Annotated in this window: 18 protein-coding genes and 1 pseudogene; 12 read left to right on the forward strand and 7 right to left on the reverse strand. The window is 69.6% G+C overall.

Annotated elements, in window-relative coordinates:
- Positions 1 to 45: 45 nt before the first annotated feature.
- The gene (aceA, locus tag AB0B96_RS27355; protein WP_362903076.1) at positions 46 to 1,338 is read right to left on the reverse strand and encodes an isocitrate lyase; all 1,293 of its coding nucleotides are present in this window, start codon (positions 1,336 to 1,338) and stop codon (positions 46 to 48) included.
- 441 nt (positions 1,339 to 1,779) lie between these two features.
- Between aceA and AB0B96_RS27360 the strand changes: the two genes are divergently transcribed.
- Positions 1,780 to 3,216 (forward strand): helix-turn-helix domain-containing protein, encoded by a 1,437-nt coding sequence (locus tag AB0B96_RS27360; RefSeq protein ID WP_350949114.1) that lies wholly within the window; start codon positions 1,780 to 1,782, stop codon positions 3,214 to 3,216.
- A 71-nt stretch (positions 3,217 to 3,287) separates the two neighbouring features.
- On the opposite strand, the gene AB0B96_RS27365 is transcribed toward AB0B96_RS27360, so the two are convergent.
- Positions 3,288 to 5,288 (reverse strand): hypothetical protein, encoded by a 2,001-nt coding sequence (locus AB0B96_RS27365; RefSeq protein WP_362903078.1) that lies wholly within the window; start codon positions 5,286 to 5,288, stop codon positions 3,288 to 3,290.
- 131 nt (positions 5,289 to 5,419) lie between these two features.
- Here AB0B96_RS27365 and AB0B96_RS27370 point away from each other — a divergent pair, with 131 nt between their 5' ends.
- On the forward strand, positions 5,420 to 6,370 hold the full coding sequence (locus AB0B96_RS27370) for a glucosyl-3-phosphoglycerate synthase (protein WP_362903080.1): 951 nt from the start codon (positions 5,420 to 5,422) through the stop codon (positions 6,368 to 6,370).
- 160 nt (positions 6,371 to 6,530) lie between these two features.
- Here the strand turns inward: AB0B96_RS27370 and AB0B96_RS27375 are convergent, their stop codons facing one another.
- Complete coding sequence (locus tag AB0B96_RS27375; protein ID WP_362903082.1) at positions 6,531 to 7,487, reverse strand: threo-3-hydroxy-L-aspartate ammonia-lyase; 957 nt, start codon at positions 7,485 to 7,487, stop codon at positions 6,531 to 6,533.
- Between the two features lie 355 nt (positions 7,488 to 7,842).
- Here AB0B96_RS27375 and AB0B96_RS27380 point away from each other — a divergent pair, with 355 nt between their 5' ends.
- The 4 genes from AB0B96_RS27380 (at position 7,843) to AB0B96_RS27395 (ending at position 11,358) form a co-directional block, all read left to right on the forward strand.
- Positions 7,843 to 8,274, forward strand: a complete 432-nt coding sequence (locus AB0B96_RS27380; RefSeq protein ID WP_350949095.1) for a cold shock domain-containing protein — start codon at positions 7,843 to 7,845, stop codon at positions 8,272 to 8,274.
- 419 nt (positions 8,275 to 8,693) lie between these two features.
- The gene (locus AB0B96_RS27385; protein ID WP_362903084.1) at positions 8,694 to 9,533 is read left to right on the forward strand and encodes a copper resistance protein CopC; all 840 of its coding nucleotides are present in this window, start codon (positions 8,694 to 8,696) and stop codon (positions 9,531 to 9,533) included.
- 133 nt (positions 9,534 to 9,666) lie between these two features.
- On the forward strand, positions 9,667 to 10,035 hold the full coding sequence (locus tag AB0B96_RS27390; RefSeq protein WP_362903086.1) for a cupredoxin domain-containing protein: 369 nt from the start codon (positions 9,667 to 9,669) through the stop codon (positions 10,033 to 10,035).
- Positions 10,036 to 10,044: 9 nt separating this feature from the next.
- A complete protein-coding gene (locus AB0B96_RS27395; RefSeq protein ID WP_362903088.1) occupies positions 10,045 to 11,358 on the forward strand; it encodes a hypothetical protein in 1,314 nt (437 codons plus the stop codon).
- A 47-nt stretch (positions 11,359 to 11,405) separates the two neighbouring features.
- On the opposite strand, the gene AB0B96_RS27400 is transcribed toward AB0B96_RS27395, so the two are convergent.
- From AB0B96_RS27400 to AB0B96_RS27415, 4 genes are all read right to left on the reverse strand, one after another.
- Positions 11,406 to 12,239 (reverse strand): S1 family peptidase, encoded by an 834-nt coding sequence (locus tag AB0B96_RS27400; RefSeq protein WP_362903090.1) that lies wholly within the window; start codon positions 12,237 to 12,239, stop codon positions 11,406 to 11,408.
- Between the two features lie 173 nt (positions 12,240 to 12,412).
- Positions 12,413 to 13,687, reverse strand: a complete 1,275-nt coding sequence (locus tag AB0B96_RS27405) for a cytochrome P450 (RefSeq protein WP_362903092.1) — start codon at positions 13,685 to 13,687, stop codon at positions 12,413 to 12,415.
- 1 nt (position 13,688) lies between these two features.
- Positions 13,689 to 13,889, reverse strand: a complete 201-nt coding sequence (locus AB0B96_RS27410) for a ferredoxin (protein WP_362903094.1) — start codon at positions 13,887 to 13,889, stop codon at positions 13,689 to 13,691.
- Entirely contained in the window at positions 13,886 to 14,536 is a 651-nt protein-coding gene (locus AB0B96_RS27415; protein ID WP_362903096.1) for a TetR/AcrR family transcriptional regulator, read from the reverse strand. Before AB0B96_RS27415 ends, AB0B96_RS27410 begins: the two co-directional genes overlap by 4 nt.
- Positions 14,537 to 14,738: 202 nt before the next feature.
- On the opposite strand from AB0B96_RS27415, the pseudogene AB0B96_RS27420 reads away from it, so the two are divergent.
- The 6 genes and pseudogenes from AB0B96_RS27420 to AB0B96_RS27445 all read left to right on the forward strand — a co-directional run.
- Positions 14,739 to 15,158 (forward strand): annotated as a pseudogene (locus AB0B96_RS27420) (TniQ family protein); the annotation flags it as partial.
- A 171-nt stretch (positions 15,159 to 15,329) separates the two neighbouring features.
- On the forward strand, positions 15,330 to 15,812 hold the full coding sequence (locus AB0B96_RS27425) for a hypothetical protein (RefSeq protein WP_362903278.1): 483 nt from the start codon (positions 15,330 to 15,332) through the stop codon (positions 15,810 to 15,812).
- Between the two features lie 193 nt (positions 15,813 to 16,005).
- A complete protein-coding gene (locus AB0B96_RS27430; RefSeq protein ID WP_362903098.1) occupies positions 16,006 to 16,767 on the forward strand; it encodes a TnsA-like heteromeric transposase endonuclease subunit in 762 nt (253 codons plus the stop codon).
- The gene (locus AB0B96_RS27435) at positions 16,764 to 18,890 is read left to right on the forward strand and encodes a hypothetical protein (RefSeq protein WP_362903100.1); all 2,127 of its coding nucleotides are present in this window, start codon (positions 16,764 to 16,766) and stop codon (positions 18,888 to 18,890) included. The genes AB0B96_RS27430 and AB0B96_RS27435 overlap by 4 nt, the downstream gene beginning before the upstream one ends.
- Positions 18,887 to 20,086 (forward strand): TniB family NTP-binding protein, encoded by a 1,200-nt coding sequence (locus AB0B96_RS27440; protein ID WP_362903102.1) that lies wholly within the window; start codon positions 18,887 to 18,889, stop codon positions 20,084 to 20,086. The genes AB0B96_RS27435 and AB0B96_RS27440 overlap by 4 nt, the downstream gene beginning before the upstream one ends.
- On the forward strand, positions 20,083 to 21,327 hold the full coding sequence (locus AB0B96_RS27445; protein ID WP_362903104.1) for a TniQ family protein: 1,245 nt from the start codon (positions 20,083 to 20,085) through the stop codon (positions 21,325 to 21,327). The genes AB0B96_RS27440 and AB0B96_RS27445 overlap by 4 nt, the downstream gene beginning before the upstream one ends.
- Positions 21,328 to 21,359: the final 32 nt, after the last annotated feature.

Below are 21,359 nucleotides of genomic sequence, written 5' to 3' on the forward strand. Positions count from 1 at the left end.
GACCTCCCATGCCCTGGAGGTCGCCGGCGAGCTCGGTCCGGAGAGTCAGTGAGCCTCTGCGAACTGCTGCTCCTCCGTCGATCCCTTCAGGGCCGTGGTGGAGGAGTCCGGCGCGATGGCCGTGCTGACCAGGTCGAAGTATCCGGTGCCGACCTCGCGCTGATGGCGGGTGGCGGTGTAGCCGCGTGCCTCGGAGGCGAACTCGGCCTCCTGGAGTTCGACGTAGGAGGTCATGCCCTCCTCGGCGTAGCCCCGGGCGAGGTCGAACATCGAGTGGTTCAGTGAGTGGAACCCCGCCAGCGTGATGAACTGGAACTTGTAGCCCATGTGACCGAGCTCCCGCTGGAACTTGGCGATGGTGGAGTCGTCCAGGTGCTTCTTCCAGTTGAACGAGGGCGAGCAGTTGTAGGACAGCATCTGGTCGGGGTACTCGGCCTTGATCGCCTCGGCGAACTCGCGGGCCACGTCCAGGTCGGGGGTGGAGGTCTCCATCCAGAGCAGGTCGGAGTGGGGCGCGTAGGCCAGGCCGCGGGCGATGCAGGCGCCCACGCCGTTGCGGACCCGGTAGAAGCCCTCCGCGGTGCGGTCGCCGGTGGTGAACGCCTGGTCACGGGGGTCGACGTCGGTGGTGAGCAGGGTCGCGGCCTGAGCGTCGGTCCGCGCGATGATCAGGGTCGGCACGCCCAGCACGTCCGCCGCGAGGCGGGCGGCGCTGAGGGTCTTGATGTGCTGGCCGGTGGGGACGAGCACCTTGCCGCCGAGGTGGCCGCACTTCTTCTCCGAGGCGAGCTGGTCCTCCCAGTGCACCCCGGCGGCACCCGCGGCGATCATGCCCTTCATCAGCTCGAAGGCGTTCAGCACGCCTCCGAAGCCGGCCTCGGCGTCGGCCACGATCGGCGCGAGCCAGTGCGGCGCGTCCCGGTCGCCCTCCGACCAGGTGATCTGGTCGGCGCGCAGCAGCGCGTTGTTGATACGCCGCACGACGGCGGGGACCGAGTTGGCCGGGTAGAGGCTCTGGTCGGGGTAGGTCTGGCCGCCGAGGTTGGCGTCGGCGGCGACCTGCCAGCCGGACAGGTAGATGGCCTTGAGCCCGGCCTTGACCTGCTGCACGGCCTGGTTGCCGGTGAGCGCGCCCAGGGCGTGCACGTACTCTTCGCTGTTCAGCAGGTCCCACAGCCGCTCGGCACCGAGCCGGGCGAGGGTGTGCTCCTCCTGGACGGAACCTCGGAGTCGAACCACGTCCTCGGCCGTGTAGGTCCGCTCGGTCCCCTTCCAGCGAGGGCTGGTCTCCCACTCGTGCCGCAGCTCGTCTGCGGCTCCCTTGAGGCGATCGTTCATCGGTGACTCCTTTTCGTCCCCTGGGTGGCCTACTTCGAGTGTGTGCTCCGACGAAACGGTCAAACAAGGTCGAGTCGGACGAAAAACTAGAAATTATTCTCCTTAGATCAATACTCGCTGGTATTCGGGGGAGAAGAAGTTAATAGTTTTCTCTATGGACTAGACCAATTCTTGTGCCGGGATCGGGTGTGCGCATGCCCTCCACCGGGGACGCGCGCGAGCTCCGGCGCCGGGACCCGGTGATCGCGGTCGCCGGTTCCGGGCCGTGGCGAGGGCTTGACGGTCGCGACTCCGGGTGGCGTCGATGCGAGGGGCGACTCCGGCGGCTCCGGGCGCGGGTGCGGCGATGCCCGCTCCGCGGCCTGCCGGGGGCGAAATTTCCTCGGAAATTTCGTTTAGCATCGAGTCATGGCATCTTTGGTCGGTGAAGAACCGCTTTCCTTGACGCAGGAGCTCGATCTCATCGCGTTCGGCCAGCGGCTGAGACACCTGCGGAAGCAGCGTGGCCTCACCCTTTCCGACCTGGGCGAACGCGTGAGCCGCGCGCCCAGCCAGCTCTCCCTGCTGGAGAACGGCAAGCGTGAGCCGAAGCTGTCGCTGCTGAAGTCGCTGGCCGCCGCGCTCAACGTGCCGGTCGAGGAACTGCTCCGCAGGCAGGCGCCCAACCGGCGGGCCCAGCTGGAGATGGCGCTGGAGGAGGCGCAGCGCGACCCCCTGTACGCCGGGCTCGGCCTGGCCAGGCTGAAGATCTCCGCCCGCGTCCCCAACGACGTGCTCGAACACATCCTCGGCCTCTACGAGGAACTGCGTTCACGCCAGGCCAGGGGGACCGCCACCCCCGAGGAGGCCCGCGCGGCCAACGCCGAACTCCGCCGCAAGCAGCGTGAGCAGGGCAACTACTTCGCGGAGATCGAGCAGGCCGCCGCCGAGGCGCTCGCCGCGGTCGGCTACCGCTCGGGCGCGCTGTCGCAGAGCACCGTCCAGGCGCTGGTCAGCCACTTCGGCTACACCGTCCAGACGGTCCAGGACCTGCCGCGTACCGTGCGCTCCATCTCCGACCTGCGCAACCGGCGCATCTACGTCAAGCACGAACAGGTCGGCATGCACACCCCGCGCACGATCCTGCTGCAGACCCTCGGTCATCTCTCCCTCGGCCACCACAGGCCCCGCGACTTCGCCGACTTCCTGCGCCAGCGAACCGAGGCCAACTACTTCGCCGCCGCCGTCCTGGTGCCCGAGGCCGCCGCCGTGCCGTACCTGCGGGAGGCGAAGAAGGACCGCGCGCTGAGCGTGGAGGACCTGCGCGACGTGTTCGCCGTCTCCTACGAGATGGCCGCGCACCGCTTCACCAACCTGGCCACCAATTTCCTCGACCTGGTCTGCCACTTCGTCCGCAACAACGCCGACGGGATCATCTACAAGGCGTACGAGAACGACGGCATCGTCTTTCCCGCCGACGAGCAGGGCGCGATCGAAGGCCAGCGCATGTGCCTGCAGTGGTCGGGGCGCCAGGTCTTCCTGTCACCCGACCGCTTCTCCGTCCACTACCAGTACTCCGACTCGCCCACCGGCACCTACTTCTGTCTCGCGCACGTCGACATCTCACGCGAGCGTGACTTCGCCATCACCCTCGGCGTTCCCTATCGGGAGTCGCGCTGGTTCCGTGGCAGGGAGACCACCACCCGCACCAGATCGGGCTGCCCCACCGGCGAGTGCTGCCGCCGCCCGCCCGCCGAGCTGACCCAGCGCTGGGAGGGGTACGCCTGGCCCTCGGCCCGCGGCAACTCCCACGTCCTGGCCGCGCTGCCCCCCGGGTCCTTCCCGGGGGTGGACGAGGCCGACGTCTACACGTTCCTGGAGCGCCACGCCGCGGGCTGAGACGCGCGGTGCGCCCTCCGAGCACGATGAGGATCCCCGCCACAGGGACCCAAGTCGCGAGCCGGCGGCGGTCACCCCGTGGGCGGGGCCGTCCGGCGCAGCGTCAGGGACGGGTGGCCGTGGAACCGGTAGGCACCCGCGCTGTCGGGGGCCTGCCCGCGCATGGAGCGCAGCACTTCGGCCGGGGGCTCACCGGCGAAGCAGCGCCTATAGAACTCCGGCGCCAGACCGCCGCCCGCGGGCCAGAGCGGGGCGACGACCCCGCTCGCGCCCGCGAGCAGGAACGCCTGGGCGTCCCCCGGCTCCTCCAGGAAGACGAACGGGGCACCCGCCAGCTCGTAGTCCAGCGCCTCGGAGGCGGACCCGCCGTCCGTGAAGTGGACGATGTCGGGCCCCTGCCTGAGCGCGCCCAGGACGTCGCCGAGCGCGGGGGAGACCTGCGTGGCGCCGTACTCCGTCACCAGCGGATGTGCCTGCGCCTCGCCGTACACCACCGCGACGCGGTCGGCCCGCGCGTGCACGGGAGGGGGTAGCTCGGGACGCCGCCCGCCGAGGGGCCAGCGGCCGGTCGCCAGCTGGCAGCCCAGGTAAGGGGGCAGCGAGGGATCGTACGGCTGCTCGAGCACGGCCAGCTCCCAGGGCACGTGCGGCTCCTGGGAGAGGATGAGCACGTTCGGGCGGCGCGGCGCGACCCGGCCGGCCACCGCGTACAGCAGCTCCCAGAAACCCCAGGGCACGCGCGAGCCGACCTCCCGCCCCAGTTCCTCGGAGAGACGGCCCCGATCGGTCAGCTGCCGGCCGAACTCCGAGGCCCGGGTGCCGAGGTCGCAGGGCTCGGCCTGGTCCGGGGTGACGAAGTGCGGTGACTGGTAGGTCCACCACAGCAGTCCCGGCCTGTCACCGTGGACGATGATCGCCGTGACGTCGGCGGGTTCTCCCACGAGGGCGGGACGGATGCGGGTGCCCGAGACCGGCTCCAGCGCCTCGTGTCCGCCGAGGGCGCCGGGCGAACCGTGGACCGTGACCGCACGCAGGCCGAACCCGACCACCTGGCCGCCTACGGAGTAGGTCACCTGGATCTGCCGGGCGGCTTCGGGCTCCTCCTGAGCCAGGGCGACGAGGTCGACCACGGCCCGTGGGTACGGTGACGTCTCGTCGGCACGCAGCCGCACCCGCCGGCCGCCGGGCGCGTCGAAGCCCTCGGCGACGATCTGGATGTCCAGGTCGATCGGCCCGCGCGGTGTCGCGGTGCCGTCCTGCCCCTGACCTGGGGCGACGCCGACCGTCACCTCCGAGCCCCAGCCCGCGACCACCTCCGCGGGAGCCTCGATGAGCGGGATCACCTCCCAGCCGGGCCCCGGTGCCGGAGGTTGTGTCTCCTTGCGCCGCCTGCGGAAGGCCCCGGTCAGCCGGTCGAGAACCGAGGGGCCCCGGCTCTCCGCGGGACCCGGTGCCGCGGCCGCGGCCGTCGACGATGCCGCCGGAGGCTGCGGCGCGGGGACCTGCGGTGACGGTGCCTGAGGCGTCGAGGGCGGTGGGTCCGGGGATGTCCGCGGCGCTTCGAGGAACGGTGGCGGATCCTCTCCGGACGCCTGCCCTGACCCCGGAGCGGGACGCCTCTGCCCGCCCATGTCGGGGAGCAGCCAGGCGGGAGTGTAGGCACCGGTCGCCGGAGCGTCGATCGGCTCCCAGCCGGAGGGGTCCGTGCCGTTCGGGGGCGCCGCACCCCAGGAGGACGGGGTGGGGCCCGCACCGACCGGCGGAAAGCCGAGACCGCTCCCGCCTCCGGGCGAGCCCGGCTCGGCGCCCGGCCGCCGGGAGAGCAGGGGAATCACCTGCTCGGGGGTGACGCCCCGCTCCAGGCTCAGCAGCGCGGTGAGCCGGTCCCAGGCGGGGCCGTACTCGGCGACGAGCCTGATGACCGCGTCCGCCAGCTGGTCGGAGGGCCGGCTGCCCGCCTCGGCGAGCAGCGGATCCAGCCGGTCACGAAGCTCGCCGGAGGCGCCCCCCATCAGGCTGTCGAGCTCGTCGCGGACGCCGCGCGCCGCCCGCATCACGGCTACCGGGTTCATGCCGTCCCCCCTCATTCCGGACTGGACTGATCTTCCCACCTGCGTGGCGGAGACGGGAGCCGGTAGGTGTCCGGAATCAGCGCCACATAGGGTGATACCCCTAACCGCCGAGGTGATGGAAAGGGTGGGTCGTGCTGCCTGAGGTCGAGGCATGGCTACGCGGGCGCACCTCATCCTCGGGTGACTGGGCGCTGCCGGAGCTGCTGGAAGCCAAGGGTGAGACGACGATCAGTGTCGTGTTGCCCGCCCGCGACGAGGAGGAGACGGTCGGGGAGATCGTCGAGGCGATCCGCCGCGATCTCATGGAGGCCGTTCCGCTCGTCGACGAACTCGTGGTCATCGACTCCCGCTCCGTCGACGAGACCGCGGTACGCGCGGCGCGGGCCGGGGCGAGGGTGGTCGCCCAGGACGAGGTTCTGCCCGATCTCAAACCGCTGGACGGCAAGGGCGAGGCGCTCTGGAAGTCCCTCGCCGCGACCTCCGGCGACCTGCTGGTCTTCGTCGACGCCGATCTGCGTGAGTTCCGCACGTCCTTCGTGACCGGGTTGCTCGGCCCGCTGCTCGCCGATCCGGCGGTGGTCTACGTCAAGGGCTGCTACGACCGGCCCCTGTGGAACGCGAGGAGTGGTGGCGGGCGGGTCACCGAGCTGGTCGCGCGCCCCCTGCTCAACCTGCACTGGCCACGGCTGGCCGGGTTCGTGCAACCCCTCGCGGGGGAGTACGCCGGGCGCAGGTCCGTGCTGGAGCGCGTCCCGTTCGTCACCGGCTACGGCGTGGAGCTCGCCCTGCTGATCGACCTGCTCGACCTCGCGGGTCTCGACGCGTTGGCCCAGGTCGATCTGGGACGCCGGGTGCACTCCCACCAGTCGACGGAGGCGCTCGGCGGGATGGCCGCCCAGATCCTGCAGACCTCCTGGTCACGCCTGGAGCGCCAGAACATGATGGTCTCCCTGCATCGGCCGTCTCCCCGCCTGGCCCAGTTCCGCCGGGGCGCGGACGGCCACCAGGTGAGCGTCAGGGACGTCGCCGTCGCCGAACGTCCCCCGATGGCGACGATCCCGGCCTACCGTTCGCTTCGCTGACCAGGCCGTACGACCTGACGGCGAGGTCGGCGAGGTCGGCGAGGGTGGCGAGGGTACTGACGGCCCGGCGGAGGCTCTCACGGCGAAGGCCGGTTCGTCCCGAGGCCCCGCGAAGACCGTCCCGGGAACCGGCCCTTCGGCCGGGCCCCGGACGTGGCGGTCAGGAGGCGAGCAGTGAGGCGTAGCGGTCGAGGTCGACGTTGCCCCCGCTGACGATCACACCGACCCGTTTCCCGTCGAGCCGGTCGGCGAGGTCGCGGACGGCGGCCAGGCCGAGGCATCCGGTGGGCTCGACGACGATTTTCATCGCCGATCCGAAGAGTTTCATCGCGTCGACGAGATCGGCGTCGGTGGCGGTGACGATGTCGTCGACCTCGCGGCGGATGATCTCGAACGTGTGGGTGCCGAGCCGCTGGGTCTGCGCGCCGTCGGCGATGGTCTTCGGCGTGTCGATCTGGACGATGGAGCCCTGCCGCAGCGACCGCCGCCCGTCGTCGCCCGCCTCCGGCTCGACGCCGTACAGCGCGCAGCCGGGCGACAGCGCGCGAGCCGACAGCGCCGTGCCGGAGAGCAGCCCGCCGCCGCCCAGGGGGACGAAGAGCGCGTCGAGGTCGCCGACCTCGTCGAACAACTCCTTGGCGGCGGTGCCCTGACCGGCGATCACGTGGGGGTGGTCGTACGGCGGGATCAGGGTGAGACCGCGGTCGGCGGCGAGCGCGCCGCAGATCTCCTCCCGGTGCTCGGTGTAGCGGTCGTAGCGGATGATCTTCCCGCCGTACCCCTCGGTGGCGGCCACCTTCGAGGCCGGCGCGTCGTGCGGCATGATGATCGTGGCCGGGATGTCGAGCAGCCGGGCGGCCAGGGCGATCGCCTGGGCGTGGTTGCCCGAGGAGTAGGTGATCACGCCGGAGCGTCGCTGCTCGGGGGTGAACCGTGACAGTGCGTTGAACGCGCCGCGGAACTTGAAGGCGCCCATCCGCTGGAAGTTCTCGCACTTGAACACCACGTCGGCGCCGACGCTCTCGTTGATCCGGCGTGAGCGCAGCACGGGGGTGCGGTGCACCTGCGGAGCGATGCGGTCGGCGGCGCTCAGGACGTCGTCGTAGGTCGGGGACATAAGGGACATCGGGGACGTCGATGACTGGGACATCGGCTGGCTCTCCTCGGTCGGCGCGGCTCCTCGAAGCCTGGCATTCCCGTCGTGCGGGCGGTGTACCGGGGGGCGCCGCCGTCCGACGATCCCCGGCACGCGACCCGTACGCGGTGTCGTGCGGCGGTGCGCGCGGTGTTCGGCGGGATGGTGTCGCGGAGCTGTGGCACGGAATCGCTATCGATGAGGACGATGAGGACACGGCGCGCCGTCCGGTCTAGCATCGGGTCGTCCGGTGTGACAGGCAGGCCGGATTCACCGGCCGGACAGTGCCGGAAGGTGAGCGCGCAGTGGTGCGATCCTCGGTGTAGGTGGTGTTGTGGTGGCAGTTGGTACGATCCTTCGTTTTGACGAGGTACGCGGGTACGGGTTCATCGCCGCGGTCGGCGGGGGTGAGGATGTGTTCTTCCACGCCAACGACTTCGGTGAGAGCAGGCACGTCCTCCAGCCCGGCCTGCGAGTGGAGTACGAGGTCATGGAGGGCGAGCGGGGCCTGAAGGTCTCGACCGTCAGCCTTCTGGACCCGCCGCCGAGCCGGCGGCCGGTCGCGGCCGTGCCTCTCTCGGACGCCGTCTCCTCGCAGCAGTTCGGCGACGACGACGGGGTGTGCGACGTGTTGTCGGCGAAGTCCTTCAACGGCGCGGTGACCGAGCTGCTCATCGAGCACGCGCCCACGCTGACGGGCGCGCAGATCGGGCAGGTCAGGAATCGTCTCCTGACGTTCGCCCGGTCCCACGGCTGGGTCGACGACTGAGGCCGGACGATACGTCCCCGCCGTTCCGGATCCGTGGCGAGCCGGGATCCGGAACGGCATGGCTCGCGCGTACTGCGGTGGGCCCGGCCGGGGAGGGCTCGCACCCGGTCACGTCGAGTGGAGAGAAGGGGCTCGGCCGCCAGGCTTCGGGGAGGCCGTCGCGTGCCGCGGAACGGGTGCCGGACGGGCGCGGGACGTGGACGTGGGGGAGCGGGTCGGGGTGCGGGGCGCCTGACCGGCATGAACAGGTGCGGAAGGGTGAGGCTCACAGTCCTTGGCGTTCTTCGGTTGGATGCGTGCCAAAGTTCTGTTCATATGGGACAAAAGCGGTTATTCTCGACGAGCATTGACCGTGATCGGCCGGAATCGTCCGTGATTCCGCAGGCCAGCGGGCCTTTCGGTGGAGAGCAGGGGTGGCGATGGCGCGCTGGTTGGGCCAGCTGCTCGTGCTGGCCGTCGTCGCCGTCGTCGCGCTGACCACCCTCGCGACGCCCGCTTCCGCGCACGGACAGCTCGCGATGTCGACGCCGGCCAAGGACAGCACGGTGAAAGAGCCGCTGGAGTCGCTCGCGCTCTACTTCACCGAGAAGCCCGCTCCGAACGCGTACTTCACCGTCACCGCCCCCAGCGGTGCCCGCGTCGACGAGCCCTGGTCGCACGGGCAGCCCGAGCGCCTCGACGAGCCGGTCAGGGAATACAACCTCGTGGACGGCACCTGGCAGCCGAGCCTGTACCACACCGGCTTCCCCGCGAAAGTCCCCGTCGCCCACTGGCCGGAGAAGGGCCTGTACGTCGCCCGCTACATATCGGTCGCGTCGGACGGCGAGAAAGTGGAAGGCGAGGTCCGGTTCACCTACAAGGGCCCGACGTCGGGTCCGCCCAAGGGCTGGAAGGCCCCCACGAACGAACCCGACCCCGCGCTGCTCGCCATGTTGGAACCCGGCGCCACCACGCCGTCGGCCCCGGCGGCCGGACCCGTCGCCCCCCAGGCCACCCCGCAGACCACGCCCCAGGCCGCGGCTTCGAACGCGCCCCAGGCCACCTCGGGATTCGACCTGTCGGTGTGGCTGCTGCCCGCCCTCCTCGTCGTCGGAGCGGGGTTCATGGTGGTCCGGGCGGCACGGCGGCCGGCGCCCTCCGGCGCGCAGGTCCGTCGGCGCTCCACCGGGCCGCCCGGGAGGAAACCCGCGGGTCGGCCGACGGCCGCGTCGCGCAGGACCGGGAGCGCGAAGGCGGTCAAGTCCGCCAAACGACGCTGACCCGCCCCTCCGCGCTCCGGCTCCGCCGACGACACCCGGTCCCGTACCGACCTCACCGTCTTCATACCGATTCACCGTCCCCGCCCCCCGCCGACTCGTCGGCCCGACCACCGACCCCCCCAGGAGAAAAGTCATGACGTCCCCCCTTGCCCGCCGCCTGCTCGCCGCACTCATGCTTGGCGTGACCCTGCTGACGGCCACGGCCTGTGGCTCGTCCGCCGCGGACCCCGGCGCCTCGACGGTCAAGGAGATCACGGTGACCATCGCCGGACGGCAGGTGACGCCCCCGCCCGGACGGATCGACGTGACCAAGGGGCAGACGGTACGGATCACGGTGACCGGTGACGCGCCCGACGAGGCGCACGTCCACGGCTACGACAAGGCCGTGACCCTGACGCCCGGCACGCCCGCGACGATCGAGTTCGTCGCCGACCAGGACGGCCTGTTCGAGTTCGAGACCCACGAATCGAAGCTGCAGCTCTTGCAGCTCGTGGTGCGCTAGGCCGGCGTGATGTTCCTGGCTCACGGCGTCGGCGGGCGCCAGGATCTGCCGATCCCCTTCGAGGCCGCGCTGATCGGCGCGATCCTCGCCCTGCTGGTGTCGTTCGTGGCGCTGGGCGCCCTGTGGACCGAGCCGCAGCTGGGCCTCGACCGCCGTCTCCGCCCGCTCGCCCCCCTGGTCCAGAGGATGGTCTCCGCACGGGCGTGGCCGTGGGTCTGGCGGGTCGCCGGGCTCGTCGCCGCGGCGTACTTCTGCGTGGGCCTGCTCTTCGGCCCCGACCGGGTCGAGAATCCCACGGCGGGAGTGTTCTACGTCCTGTTCTGGGTCGGCCTGGTGCCGCTCTCGCTGCTGTTCGGACCGGTGTGGCCGGTCCTCAACCCGCTGCGGACACTGCACCTGCTCGCCTGCCGGGGACTCGGACGCGACCCCGAGATCGGGATGCGCCCGCTGCCGCCGGGGCTCGGCTACTGGCCCGCGGCGGGAGGTCTCCTCGCCTTCGTCTGGCTGGAGCTGGTCGCCCCGGAACGGGCCACCCTGCCGGTCATCGGGGCCTGGCTCGCCGTGTACGTCGTGTTCGTGCTCGGGGGAGCGGTGATCTTCGGGTCGCGCTGGTTCGACCACGCGGACGCGTTCGAGGTCTACAGCACCCTCGTCGGACACCTCGCCCCGGTGACCAGGCGCCCCGACGGCGTCGTGACCTGGCGTAACTCGCTCGACGGCATGGCCGGGCTCCGGCCGGTGCCCGGGCTGACGGTGCTGGTGGTGGTGCTTCTCGGCTCCACCATGTACGACAGCCTCTCCAACGCCCCCGTCTGGGTGCGCTTCGTGCAGGAGAGCTCGCTGCCGGCACCGGTCATGGGAACGGCGGGCCTGCTCGTCGTCATCGGCCTGGTGCTCGCGGCGTATCGCGGGGCGACCGCGCTCGCCGGTCGCTGGGGGGCGGCGGAGCCGGGGAAGACGGCGGGCGAACTCGCCCACTCGGTCGTCCCGATCGCCGTCGGGTACGTGGTCGCCCACTACTACACGCTGCTCCTCCTCGAAGGGCAGCGGACCATCGCCCTGCTCTCCGACCCGCTGGGCACCGGCGCCGACTGGCTGGGCACCGCGGGGTGGACCGTCCAGGCGGCCGGAACCTCCCCCGCCGGGATCGCCATGCTCCAGGTGACGGTCATCATCGTCGGTCACGTGCTCGGCACCGTGCTCGCCCACGACCGCGCGCTCGCCCTGTTCCCACGCAGGACCGCCGTCCTCGGGCAGATTCCCCTCCTCGTGCTGATGGTGGTCTACACGGTGGTGGGCCTCTTCCTCCTCTTCGCCGGCTGACCCGCCCGGCCACCGGCTCGCAGAGCTTGAGACGGTGGCCACCGGGGTCAGGTGGAGGATCTCGCGGATCGGCTGGAGGGAGCGGGGCCCCGCACCGACATGGCAGGCGTCGCCGCCTTCGGGCCGTGCGCGGGCCGAGGGTTCTCCTCGGAGTGCACCACGACCACCAGTTCGCTGTCCGTCCCGATGGACTTGACGACATTCAGGGTCGCCGGGGCGTCCCTGGACAGGACGACGACCTTGTTGATCCGCACGTCGACGTAGCGGATGGTCTTGCCGTCCGGGTGGGCGGGCAGGAGATCGTCGAGTCTCTGCTTGACCGCTCTCAGCGTCGCCAGTGATACGCGGACGACCTTGGGTGTGGCGCCCGCGGAGACGATCGCCGGGATGTCGGCGGAGCTGGTGGTGGCGATCATGAGGGTTTCCGCGACGGTTCCCGTGAACCAGGAGCCGCCGAAACGGTCGCCGAGTTCCTCGCGCAGCCGCGCCTCGACCGGTGTCAGCCGGGCCTCGTTGAGCAGCCGGGTCGCGACCTGCTGCCTGGTGAGACCGAGGTCGCGCTGGAGCGCCTCGATGAGGCCCGGCGGCAGGTTCGACAGGATGGGCGGGTCCGGCGGCGGAGGCGCGGTGACGCCGGGGCCGGCGGTCGGTACGGGCGCGGGGCACGTCGTCCGGGGTGTGGTGACGGTGGGACGGGGCGTCGGCGCGCACGCGGCGCCCGAGGGGCGGGTCTTGTGCGGGGGCACGGTGCCCGCCGTCCGGGGGGTGGCGACGGTGGCAGGGGATGTCAGGGCGAGCGTGGCGACGGCCGGAAGAGACGCCAGGGCGAGTGCGGTGATCGCCAGAGTGCCCCCCGTGGTGGCGATACGGTGACGGGACATGTTGCTCTCTCCTCTGCCTCTTCCGAAGCGTGAGGGGGAGCGGCCGCACATCGTCGGTCGCACGACATGGACCGACACGGATCGACACGGACACCGCCACCTTAGTCCGGCCGCCGTCGAATCCGGCCGCGAAAGCCGGGCGCCACGCTGGGCGGACAAGACCCGGGCGTGGGTCAGCCGATGCGCAGCGGGAGCGTGCGCGGCCCGCGGACCTGGCCCGTGGACCAGGTCACCGCCGCCGGGTCGTCGAGCGTGAAGCGCGGATTTCGCTCCAGCCAGACCTCGAGGGCGACCTGCAGTTCCATCCGGGCCAGGTGCGACCCCGCACAGCGGTGGATGCCCAGACCGAACGCGGCGTGCCGGTTGACCTCGCGGTCGATGACGACCTCGCCCGCCCGGTCGAACTGGGCCTCGTCGCGGTTGGCCGCCGGGAACGACAGCAGGATCCAGTCGTCGGCCTTCATGTCGACACCGTTCCAGTGCATGTCCTCCTTGACCAGCCGGGCCATCGTGACCGGCGCGTAGGCCCGGAGGAACTCCTCCATCGCGGTCGGCAGCAGAGCCGGCTCGGCGACCAGGCGCTCACGGTCGGCCGGAGTCTTGGCCAGGTGCCACAACGACGCGCCGATCGCGCTCCACGTCGTGTCGATGCCCGCGATGAGCAGCAGCGCCATCGTGCCCGCCACATGGGCCGGCTCCAGCTTCCTGCCGTACAGCTCCGCGTTGACGAGGTAGGTCGTGAGGTCGTCACGCGGGTTGGCGACGTGGTCGCGGATCTGCTCCAGCAGGTAGTCGAAGAGCTTGTCCATCCTGGCGATACGCTCTTCCGGTGGCCGGTTGACGCCCTCCAGTGCGTTCTCGACGAACTCACGGAACCGCGGACCGTCCTCGGGCGGGAAGCCCAGCATGTCGCTGATGACGCGCACCGGGATGTGCTGGGCGTAGTCACGGGCGGCGTCGACGACGTCCTGCCCCTCAAGCGCGTCGACGAGCGAGTGGCAGAACGCTCGCGTCGCCGGCTCCTGCCTGGCGACCACCGACTTGGTGAACATCGGCAGCAGCAGCTTGCGCGCGTCGTGATGGAAGGGCGGGTCGGAGGAGATCGGCGGTGTGCCGCCCACCGGGGCCACCTCGCGTGGTGGCCGGAAGTTGCCCACGATGATCGACCGGGAGGAGAAGCGCTCGGTGTCGTAGGCGATGGCCGCGACGTCCTCGTAGCGGGTCGGCAGCCAGGCGCCGCCGAACCGATCGGTGTGCGCTATCGGGCAGCGCCGCCGCAGGTCGTCCTGGATCGGGTACGGGTCGGCCGCCCATTCCGGTTCGGTGTGGGAGAAGTCGATCGCCCAGTCCGAGACAGGTCCGGTGATGATCTCGTTGCGCACGCCGTCGGGGCGGTTCTGCTGCCTGCCTCCGAGCGCCTGCTCACTGAAACGGTCATCGATGGTCATGTCACGCCTCCTGGAGGATCTCGATCGCTCTTTCCGGGCAGTTCGCAACGGCCAGGCGCGCCGCCCGCTCCTCGCCCGGCGGTACGACGCCGTCGCCGACGACCTGCCCGTAGCCCTCGTCGTCCTCGTCGAACAGGGCGGGGGCGAGGGCGTAGCAGCGACCGTGTCCCTGGCACCCCTCCGGGTCGATCCATACTTTCACTGTCGCTCTCCTCTCCGTGCCGTGGCGTCGGCGGAGGACGAGGGGGATGGTGTTCCCCCGTCAGGGGCGAAGGCGGCGACGAGACGGGTGAGCAACGCGGCCCACTCCTCCTCGTCGACCGTGTGCAGGTCGGGTGTGACGAGCGCGCTGCCCATCGCGAGCAGCAGGCAGAGATGTGACAACGCGTTCGGCGAGAGGGTGCCGTCCACTTCGCCGTCGTTCTGTGCGGCGCGGACGAGCCCGGCGAGCCAGTCGGTGCGCTCGCCGACGTAGTCGCGCATCGGCCGGGCGACGTCCTCGTCGCGGCGTGCCACCACGAGCGCCTCGACGATGAGATGGTTGTGGGCGTCGGGCCGCCTGTGCGGGAGCCCTCGGCCGACGACGGCGAGCAGTTTCGTGATCGACTGCTCCGGGTCCGCGGCGAACAAGGTGGCCAGCAGTCGCGGCCCGTGCTCGCGCAGCGCGGCCACCAGCAGTTCGGCCTTCGAGCCGAAGTGCGCGTACAGGGCGCCGTTGCTCACCCCGGCGGCGGAGGCGATGTCGGCCACGCGCGTGCCGTCGTAGCCACGCGCGGCGAAGGACTCGGCCGCCGCGCGCAGCAGTCGCTCACGGGTCTCGGCGGCGCTGACGCCCGCGATACGCCCCATGCGTCAATTAAAAGAACGTTCATTTGATGTTGTCAACAGCGGGCGGCGGTGAGGTGGGTGGTCTGGAGCCTTTGCGGATGTCAGTACAGCACGCGAGTTGTCAGTGGACTTGGCAGTGGGCCATCGGGGATGGCAGTAGACGCGTGTACGACAGGAGGCTCAGCCCGTGACATCTGGCCGTACACCTCGGCGTTTGACGTTGGTGGTCGAGCCGCAGCCGGGTGAGTCGTTTGCCTCTTGGGTTGATCGGATGGCGCTGCGGAACGGATGCCCGCCGTGGACGCTCGTTGAGTCTTTGGGGCTGGACGTGTGTGCGAAGGCCGGTGATGTTCGATCGCTGGCGTACGGCGTCGTCGCGAGTCCAGAGACGTATAAGGCGATCAAGTCCGCCACGGGAGTGGATGCCAAGATCGCCCGGGGAATGCACCTGGAGATGTTCGACGGCTCCGCCGTGAACTTGGCGGGCGTCCGTGTGGGGGACAAGGAGTCGGTCCGCCGGGCGGAGGCTCGTGAGTGGGCGCACTTCTTCGGCGGTCGGGCTTGCCCAGAGTGCTTGGCGGCTTCGGGGGGAGCGTGGCAGATGTGGTGGAAGCTGGGTTGGGCCGGGGTCTGTCCGATCCATCGGGTGGGTCTGGTGGATCACTGCCCATCATGTCGCGTACGCATACGACGGGGGCCAGTTGGCCGGCCGCGTGGTCTGTCTCGCACACGCGTACCTGCCCCGTTGCAATGCGGCGCGATCGTTAGCGGGGGTGTTTGCGATCAACCGGTCTCGCAGATCAGGACGAGTACGGTGAGCAACGAACTCGTCGACGCGCAACGGCTGATGCTCGAGGTGGCGACGCGCCGCCGACCCGCGCTGATCGCGGCCCAGGTGGTGGGGGCCAGCCAGTGGTTCGCGGCGTTGAAAGCGATTGCGATGCTGGTCCGCCTGGGGATGCCGGAGGTTCTGCCTTTACTGGATGCGATGTCTTCCGATGCTCGGCTGGCAATGGCCACAGAAGCGGTGGTGCGCCGGTGGAACCGGGCAGGGGTAGCGGGCCGTTTCGGGATGGTTCCACAGACCGCGTTGGTGGCAGCGGGATTGCTGGCAGTGGCCTCGCACGTGGTCGCCGCGGAGGGGGAAGAGGAATTGGCGGTCCGGTTGAAGCCACTGGTCGCAGCCGCTCGAATCAGGTGGAACGGCCGGCATCCGGATCCGCTCGCGGAATTGGATTTGCCATCCGTGTTCGCAGCGGCCCTCGATGTCTTGCCTCGGCGCGGTCGCCGGTCCTGAGCGAGGCTGAGGAGTGGAATGGTGGTGAATTAATTGGTCTGTGGGCAACGGGCCAGTTGAGGGGCCATGGCAGGGAAAGCGAGGACAGATCCGATCACAGGGCGCTATTGTGATGTACGTCACAGTAGTCTACCGGGTGTTGCCGAGGTCTGAATGACCAAGAAAAGGCGGCCTGACAGCCTGTGGAGGCGCGATGAAGCTGGCTGCCGACCTGCAGCTACGCAGCGTCCAAGTTCGCTACCTGCACCCGGATGGGCAGGAAGAGCGCTGCTCGCTCGAAGATGCCGCCGAGGTGGCTTTCGAGAACTGCGGTGCGGTCCGGCGAATCCCGCACCGCGCCGATCAGGCGCACACGCCGAGCACTCACTGGTCTTCCACGACGAACCGGATGATCGAATGCGAGTCGTATCTGGAGAGTGTCTGGATGACGCTGCTGGACTTCAACCCCGAGGTGAGCGGCTTCTCCGGCCAGCCGATGCAACTGTTCGGCGTGGACGATCGCGGCTCCTGGAAGGCCACGCCTGACTTGTTCGTCCGCTGGCTGGACGGCTCGGCGACGATCATGGAAGTGAAGAATCCCGCTCGGCTGGCCGATGCGAAGGTGAAGGCGACCGCCGAGCGGGTGGCGGCCTGTTGCGCGGCGGCGGGCTGGGGCTACGAACTGGTCGGCGAACCGCCTGGGCGGCAACGCACGATCAACGTGCTGGCGTTGGCGGGTTATCGCCGCGAGATGGTGGGGGTGAGCCACTACCGTGCGCAGTTGTTGTCCCTGGCCGGCGAGCCGGTCCAACTGGGGCAGTTGGTCAGCTTTACCGCCGAACCGCTGGTGGCTCGCGCGGTCGTGCTGCACCTGTGCTGGACCGGGGAACTGATGGTGGACCTGACTCGGCCGCTGGAGGACACCAGCTTGGTTCAGGCCACTGCGGCGAGCAGCGGCGCTGGGGCGCGGCGGTGAGCGGAGACGGAGAGGCGACCGGTCGGCGGCTGGCGACGGGTGAGTGGGTGTGGTTCAACGACGCACGCCACCAGGTGGTCGGTCAGAGCGGCAGCGAGGTTCACCTGCGATCGGCCGGTGGGGAGTGGACGGCCATCTACATCGCGGCCCTGATGGCGGCGCCCGGGTTTCGGCTGGTCAGCGAGATCTCTGCCGAGTCGGCTTCCTCTGCCGTCGACGCCGGGGCGCTGTTGGACGGCTTGCCGGAGGACAAGGCGGCAGCAGTGCGTGACCTCGAGGCGCACTTGAACGAGATCAAAACCGGCTACCGCAGTGGCGATCCGGAGCAGGCCGCACCAGGTGAGCCACGCCCTACCTACGATCTGGGGTTACATCCGCGGCGCGGTGATCGGGTCCGGGCCAAGGCCGCTGAACTCGGTATCAGCGAGCGGACGATCTGGCGCAAGCTGCGCCGTTTCCGTACGGAGGAACGTCCCGGGTTGATCGACGGGCGCGGCGCTGAGGTACGCGATCCGCTGGCCCGCGCCGATCAGCGAGTGCTGGATGCGATCCTCGCTCAGCACCGGGTCGGTGAACGAGAGGACTCCACCGGTGGCTTGGACCGGTTCTGCCGGCGGCTGCAGGATCGGCTGGATCACGAGTACGGGCCGGGGACGGTGCGGATTCCTTCTGCCAAGACCGTCGCCCGCCACGTTGAGGTGCTGCTGCCGGGCCAGTACACCTTCGGCCGCGCTCCCTCGCGGCGCAGCGCGGCGGCGCGTCCGCAGCGTTCCTACCGGCCAGACCCGGCGGTGCGGCCGGGCCAGGTGGTGATGATCGACGCCACCCCGCTGGATGTGATCGCCTACGACCCGATCGGCGACGTCACCCATAAGGTGCACGTCGTGCTGGCGATCGACGTCGCGACCCGGACGCTGCTGGCCTGGCGGATGACCGTGAGCGACACCCGCGCGGTCGACGTGGTGATGCTGCTCAACGACGCGATCACACCGGAGCCGATGAGGCCCGGCTGGCAGCAAGCGCTGGCATTCCGGATGCTGCGCCTGCCCATCACCCGCGAGGTGGATCTGGAAGAGCGGCTGGAGCTGGCCGCGGCGCGGCCGGTGATCTGGCCGGAGGAGATCCTCGCCGATCACGCCAAGGTCAACCTGTCGGACGCGCTGCGCGAGGCTTGCCTGGATCTGGGCATCAACCTGGGTCTGGCCCGCAAGGCCAGTCCCACCGACAAAGCCAACGTTGAACGCGCCTTCGGCGTTATCAGTGAAGATTTCGCCAAGCATGTCGCCGGTTACAAGGGGTCTGACACCTCCAGCCGGGGCCGGCTGGTGGAGCACGCCGCCCGGTGGAGTCTGGAGGACTTGGAGGAGTTCTTCGCCGAGTACGTGGTGGCCATCTATCAGCGGCGCGTGCATTCGGGATTGATCGTTCCGGGGTTCCCCGAGCTGGAGATGTCACCGAACCAGGCCTACAGCCTGATGGTGGCCCGCTACGGCTACATCGTCTGCCCGCCGAGTTCGCACCATTACTGCAAGCGGCTGCCGATCGAGTACCGGGTGATCCGCCCGGAGGGGGTGCAGCGCGACTACCTCATCTACGACGATCCGATCCTGGGCAACTACCGGCGGGCGGTCTCGCCTGTCCCAGGCAAAGGCAGGAAGTGGCCGATTCGCTATCACCCCGGTGATCCCAGCCGTGTGTTCATCTTCCTCGAAGGCGCCTGGCACGTCCTATTTTGGACGCATCTGCCGGACCCAGCCACCCCGTTCACCTGGCGGATGGTCGAACAGGCCCGGAAGCTGCTGCGCGAGGGCGGACTGCGCGAGCCGAGTCAGCAGGATATCGCCGATGCCTTGGTGGATCTGCAACGCCGCATGGACGCGCCCGAGTCGGCCACCGCCCGCACCCGCCGCGAGCTGCTGCGGGCTCGTGAGGACGCGCGCGCCATTAAACGTGATCAAGCTCGCGCCCAGATCCACGAGCAGGAAGAGCTGCCTCCGGCGCTGATTTTGGTCCCGCCCGCCGCAGAGAAGGAGCCCGTGGATGCGGTCGTGGTGGACCTGAGCGAGCTTGAGGAGTTCGAGATCTGGAACCCCGGCGCGCCGCAAAGACCGGAGGGCGCATGAACAAGCGTGTCGCACAGCCGCGTACCAAGGAGCACTGGCGCGAGCTCTGCGCTCGCCAGGCCCCGCCGCGGCCGGAGCCGGTCAGCCGCAGCGAGTACGACAGCTGGCCCGCCGAGCGCCGGGGCCCGTTCGATGAGCAGCGCTCACGTTGCAACGCCAACCCGCCGTTCATCAAGCACCCGCAGATCCTGCAGGTGCTGGCGGCGCTGAAGCCGAAACTGACCCAGGGTAAATACAGCGAGGACGGCACCTACCACGGCGCGATCATCAACGGGCCCGGGCACTGCGGCAAAACGTCGCTGCTGAAGATGATCGGCAAGGACTACGAGCTGGCCTGGCGTGAGCGCCACCCTGGCTGGGCGCCCCCGCCCGGCGTGTCCGCGTCGGAGTTTCGCGGCAATTTCCTCGGCGAGCGGGTGCCGGTTATCTATGTCAGCGTCAGCACCGGCGCCACCGCAGGCATGCTCTCCCAGGCCGTCGGCAAGTTTCTGCACGTCCCGGTCCCTGGCCGCGCACCGACCAAGTGGACGTTGACCACCCCGGTGCTGGATGCGATGGAGGCCGGCGGCGCTGAACTGCTGCTCCTGGACGACCTGCACATGCTGGAACAGATCCGCGGCAACGGCGAGGAAATGAACAACCACATTAAGAACCTGGCCAACCACGCCGCGGTCACCATCATCGGTGCGGGGATCTTGTTGGAGGAAGGCAATCTGTTCACCGACGGAGTTCCGCCCCGCACTCGCCCGGGTAAGGCTGGCACCGCCCCCAACGACGACGAGCGCGGCCGGGCCGGGCAGTTCGGTTCCCGCTTCGCCGACCTGCAAAACCTGGCACCCTTCCGGATCACCACCGCAGAAAAACAGCGCAACTGGATGTCGCTGGTGCGTCACTTCGAGAGCAACTTGATCCTCCTCGATCACCAGCCCGACTCCCTCACCTTGAAGCACTGGCGCTACCTGCACGAACGCACGTCCGGCTACATCGGCGGGCTGGCGATGCTGTTCAAAGACGCGGCGCACGTGGCGATGGACTCCGGTGTTGAAGCGCTCACCCGCGACGTCCTGGACAGCGTGGTCCTCGGTCACAACGATGAGGTCGACTACGCCAAGGCCAAAGCCCGCCGTCAGGCCGCCGCCAAGCACCGGGCGAAAAGCGTTCCGCCCGCGTCTGGGCAGAGCACGGGCACCGGATGACCCCGCGCTATACCGCCGAACTCGTCGAGTCCCCGCGGTTACCGCTGCGCCGGCTGACTCTGGTGCCCCCGCCGGCCGATGGCGAGGCCTTCCACTCCTGGTTCTTTCGCCTGGTCGAGGCACACCTCAGTCACCGTGACACGATCGCGCCCCTGCTTGGCCTGCCGCCCTATACCCCTCGGCGCTACACCGTGGGAGAGGACCTCTTCGCCCTCTATGACGGCGAGTACGTCTTCGAGAACCTGCGCGATGCCACCGGCCTGCGCGCCCGTGCCATGAGAGCCATGCTGCTCCTTGGCCAAGGCGGCCGATTCATCACCCATAGCTGGATCGGTAACACCACCGCCCGTCCTTGGCCATGGCGTACCGGCACCGCAGCCATCTGCCCTCGCTGCCTGGCCGAGCCAACCCCGATCTGGCGCATCTCCTGGCACCTGCTGCCGTGTGTGGTCTGCCCCCTGCACCGCGTCTATCTGACGGGCTGGTGCCCAAGCTGCCACACCCGGATCAGCGTCGGCTACACCCCTCGCTATCGGCGCGAATGCAACGGCCCCTTCGGCCGGCAAGGACGCATCGTCGGCTCTCGAAACTGCCGCCAGCAGCTCGCTCGGCTCCCTTGCCATCAGCTCGGAGACGAGCGTCTCCTGCGCATCCAGCACGACCTCTGCGCCCGCCTACGTTACCCACGACATGGCCCCATCGAACCCACCAAGGACTTCTGGGACCTCTATGAGCTGCTATTTCGGCTGGCCGTCTATCTGGGCACCCCAGAGATGCTGCCCACCGGCACCGACGTCCACCTCTGGTGGATCTTTCACGAGTTCTGCCATCTACGCGACCAACTCGCTTTGACCAGCGGCCCCGCAGCCCGCCAGTTCTGCCGTGACCTGCTCGATTACCAACCCGGACCGTTGCTCAGCGCGGCCGCGATGCTCATCGTCGATGAGATCCGCCTCGGCGGCACCCTGCTGGACGCGTTGCGCTACTTCATGGACCAGCGCCGCTTCGACCCCTGGGCGGGAACCCTCTGGCGCGAGTTCTGCAACGGTAACCACTCCACTGCGATCACCAACCGGGTCCTCAACCACCTTGAGATCAGAAACGTGGACTCAGCGTTGCTGAAACCGCTCACTCTCTCGGAACCAGGCGCGCCCAATCACCTGCACCGGCCCGAAACCATCGAGGACCTCGACCTCCCTGAAGCCGCACTGCTCCTGGCCGGCGAAGGACTACGCCGATGACAGACGACCGAAGGTGTCCTTATGCCCCTGCA

The sequence above is a fragment of the Streptosporangium sp. NPDC049046 genome, assembly GCF_040649155.1.
Classification (GTDB): Bacteria; Actinomycetota; Actinomycetes; order Streptosporangiales; family Streptosporangiaceae; genus Streptosporangium.

What these genes read in the sequence shown, in the direction of transcription:
- AB0B96_RS27390 (WP_362903086.1), top strand. Translation starts at nt 9,667, where the DNA reads ATGACGTCCCCCCTTGCCCGCCGCCTGCTCGCCGCACTCATGCTTGGC.
- AB0B96_RS27400 (WP_362903090.1), bottom strand. Translation starts at nt 12,239, where the DNA reads ATGTCCCGTCACCGTATCGCCACCACGGGGGGCACTCTGGCGATCACC.
- AB0B96_RS27440 (WP_362903102.1), top strand. Translation starts at nt 18,887, where the DNA reads ATGAACAAGCGTGTCGCACAGCCGCGTACCAAGGAGCACTGGCGCGAG.
- AB0B96_RS27405 (WP_362903092.1), bottom strand. Translation starts at nt 13,687, where the DNA reads ATGACCATCGATGACCGTTTCAGTGAGCAGGCGCTCGGAGGCAGGCAG.
- AB0B96_RS27395 (WP_362903088.1), top strand. Translation starts at nt 10,045, where the DNA reads ATGTTCCTGGCTCACGGCGTCGGCGGGCGCCAGGATCTGCCGATCCCC.
- AB0B96_RS27445 (WP_362903104.1), top strand. Translation starts at nt 20,083, where the DNA reads ATGACCCCGCGCTATACCGCCGAACTCGTCGAGTCCCCGCGGTTACCG.
- aceA (WP_362903076.1), bottom strand. Translation starts at nt 1,338, where the DNA reads ATGAACGATCGCCTCAAGGGAGCCGCAGACGAGCTGCGGCACGAGTGG.
- AB0B96_RS27415 (WP_362903096.1), bottom strand. Translation starts at nt 14,536, where the DNA reads ATGGGGCGTATCGCGGGCGTCAGCGCCGCCGAGACCCGTGAGCGACTG.
- AB0B96_RS27430 (WP_362903098.1), top strand. Translation starts at nt 16,006, where the DNA reads ATGAAGCTGGCTGCCGACCTGCAGCTACGCAGCGTCCAAGTTCGCTAC.
- AB0B96_RS27385 (WP_362903084.1), top strand. Translation starts at nt 8,694, where the DNA reads ATGGCGCGCTGGTTGGGCCAGCTGCTCGTGCTGGCCGTCGTCGCCGTC.
- AB0B96_RS27375 (WP_362903082.1), bottom strand. Translation starts at nt 7,487, where the DNA reads ATGTCCCCGACCTACGACGACGTCCTGAGCGCCGCCGACCGCATCGCT.
- AB0B96_RS27365 (WP_362903078.1), bottom strand. Translation starts at nt 5,288, where the DNA reads ATGAACCCGGTAGCCGTGATGCGGGCGGCGCGCGGCGTCCGCGACGAG.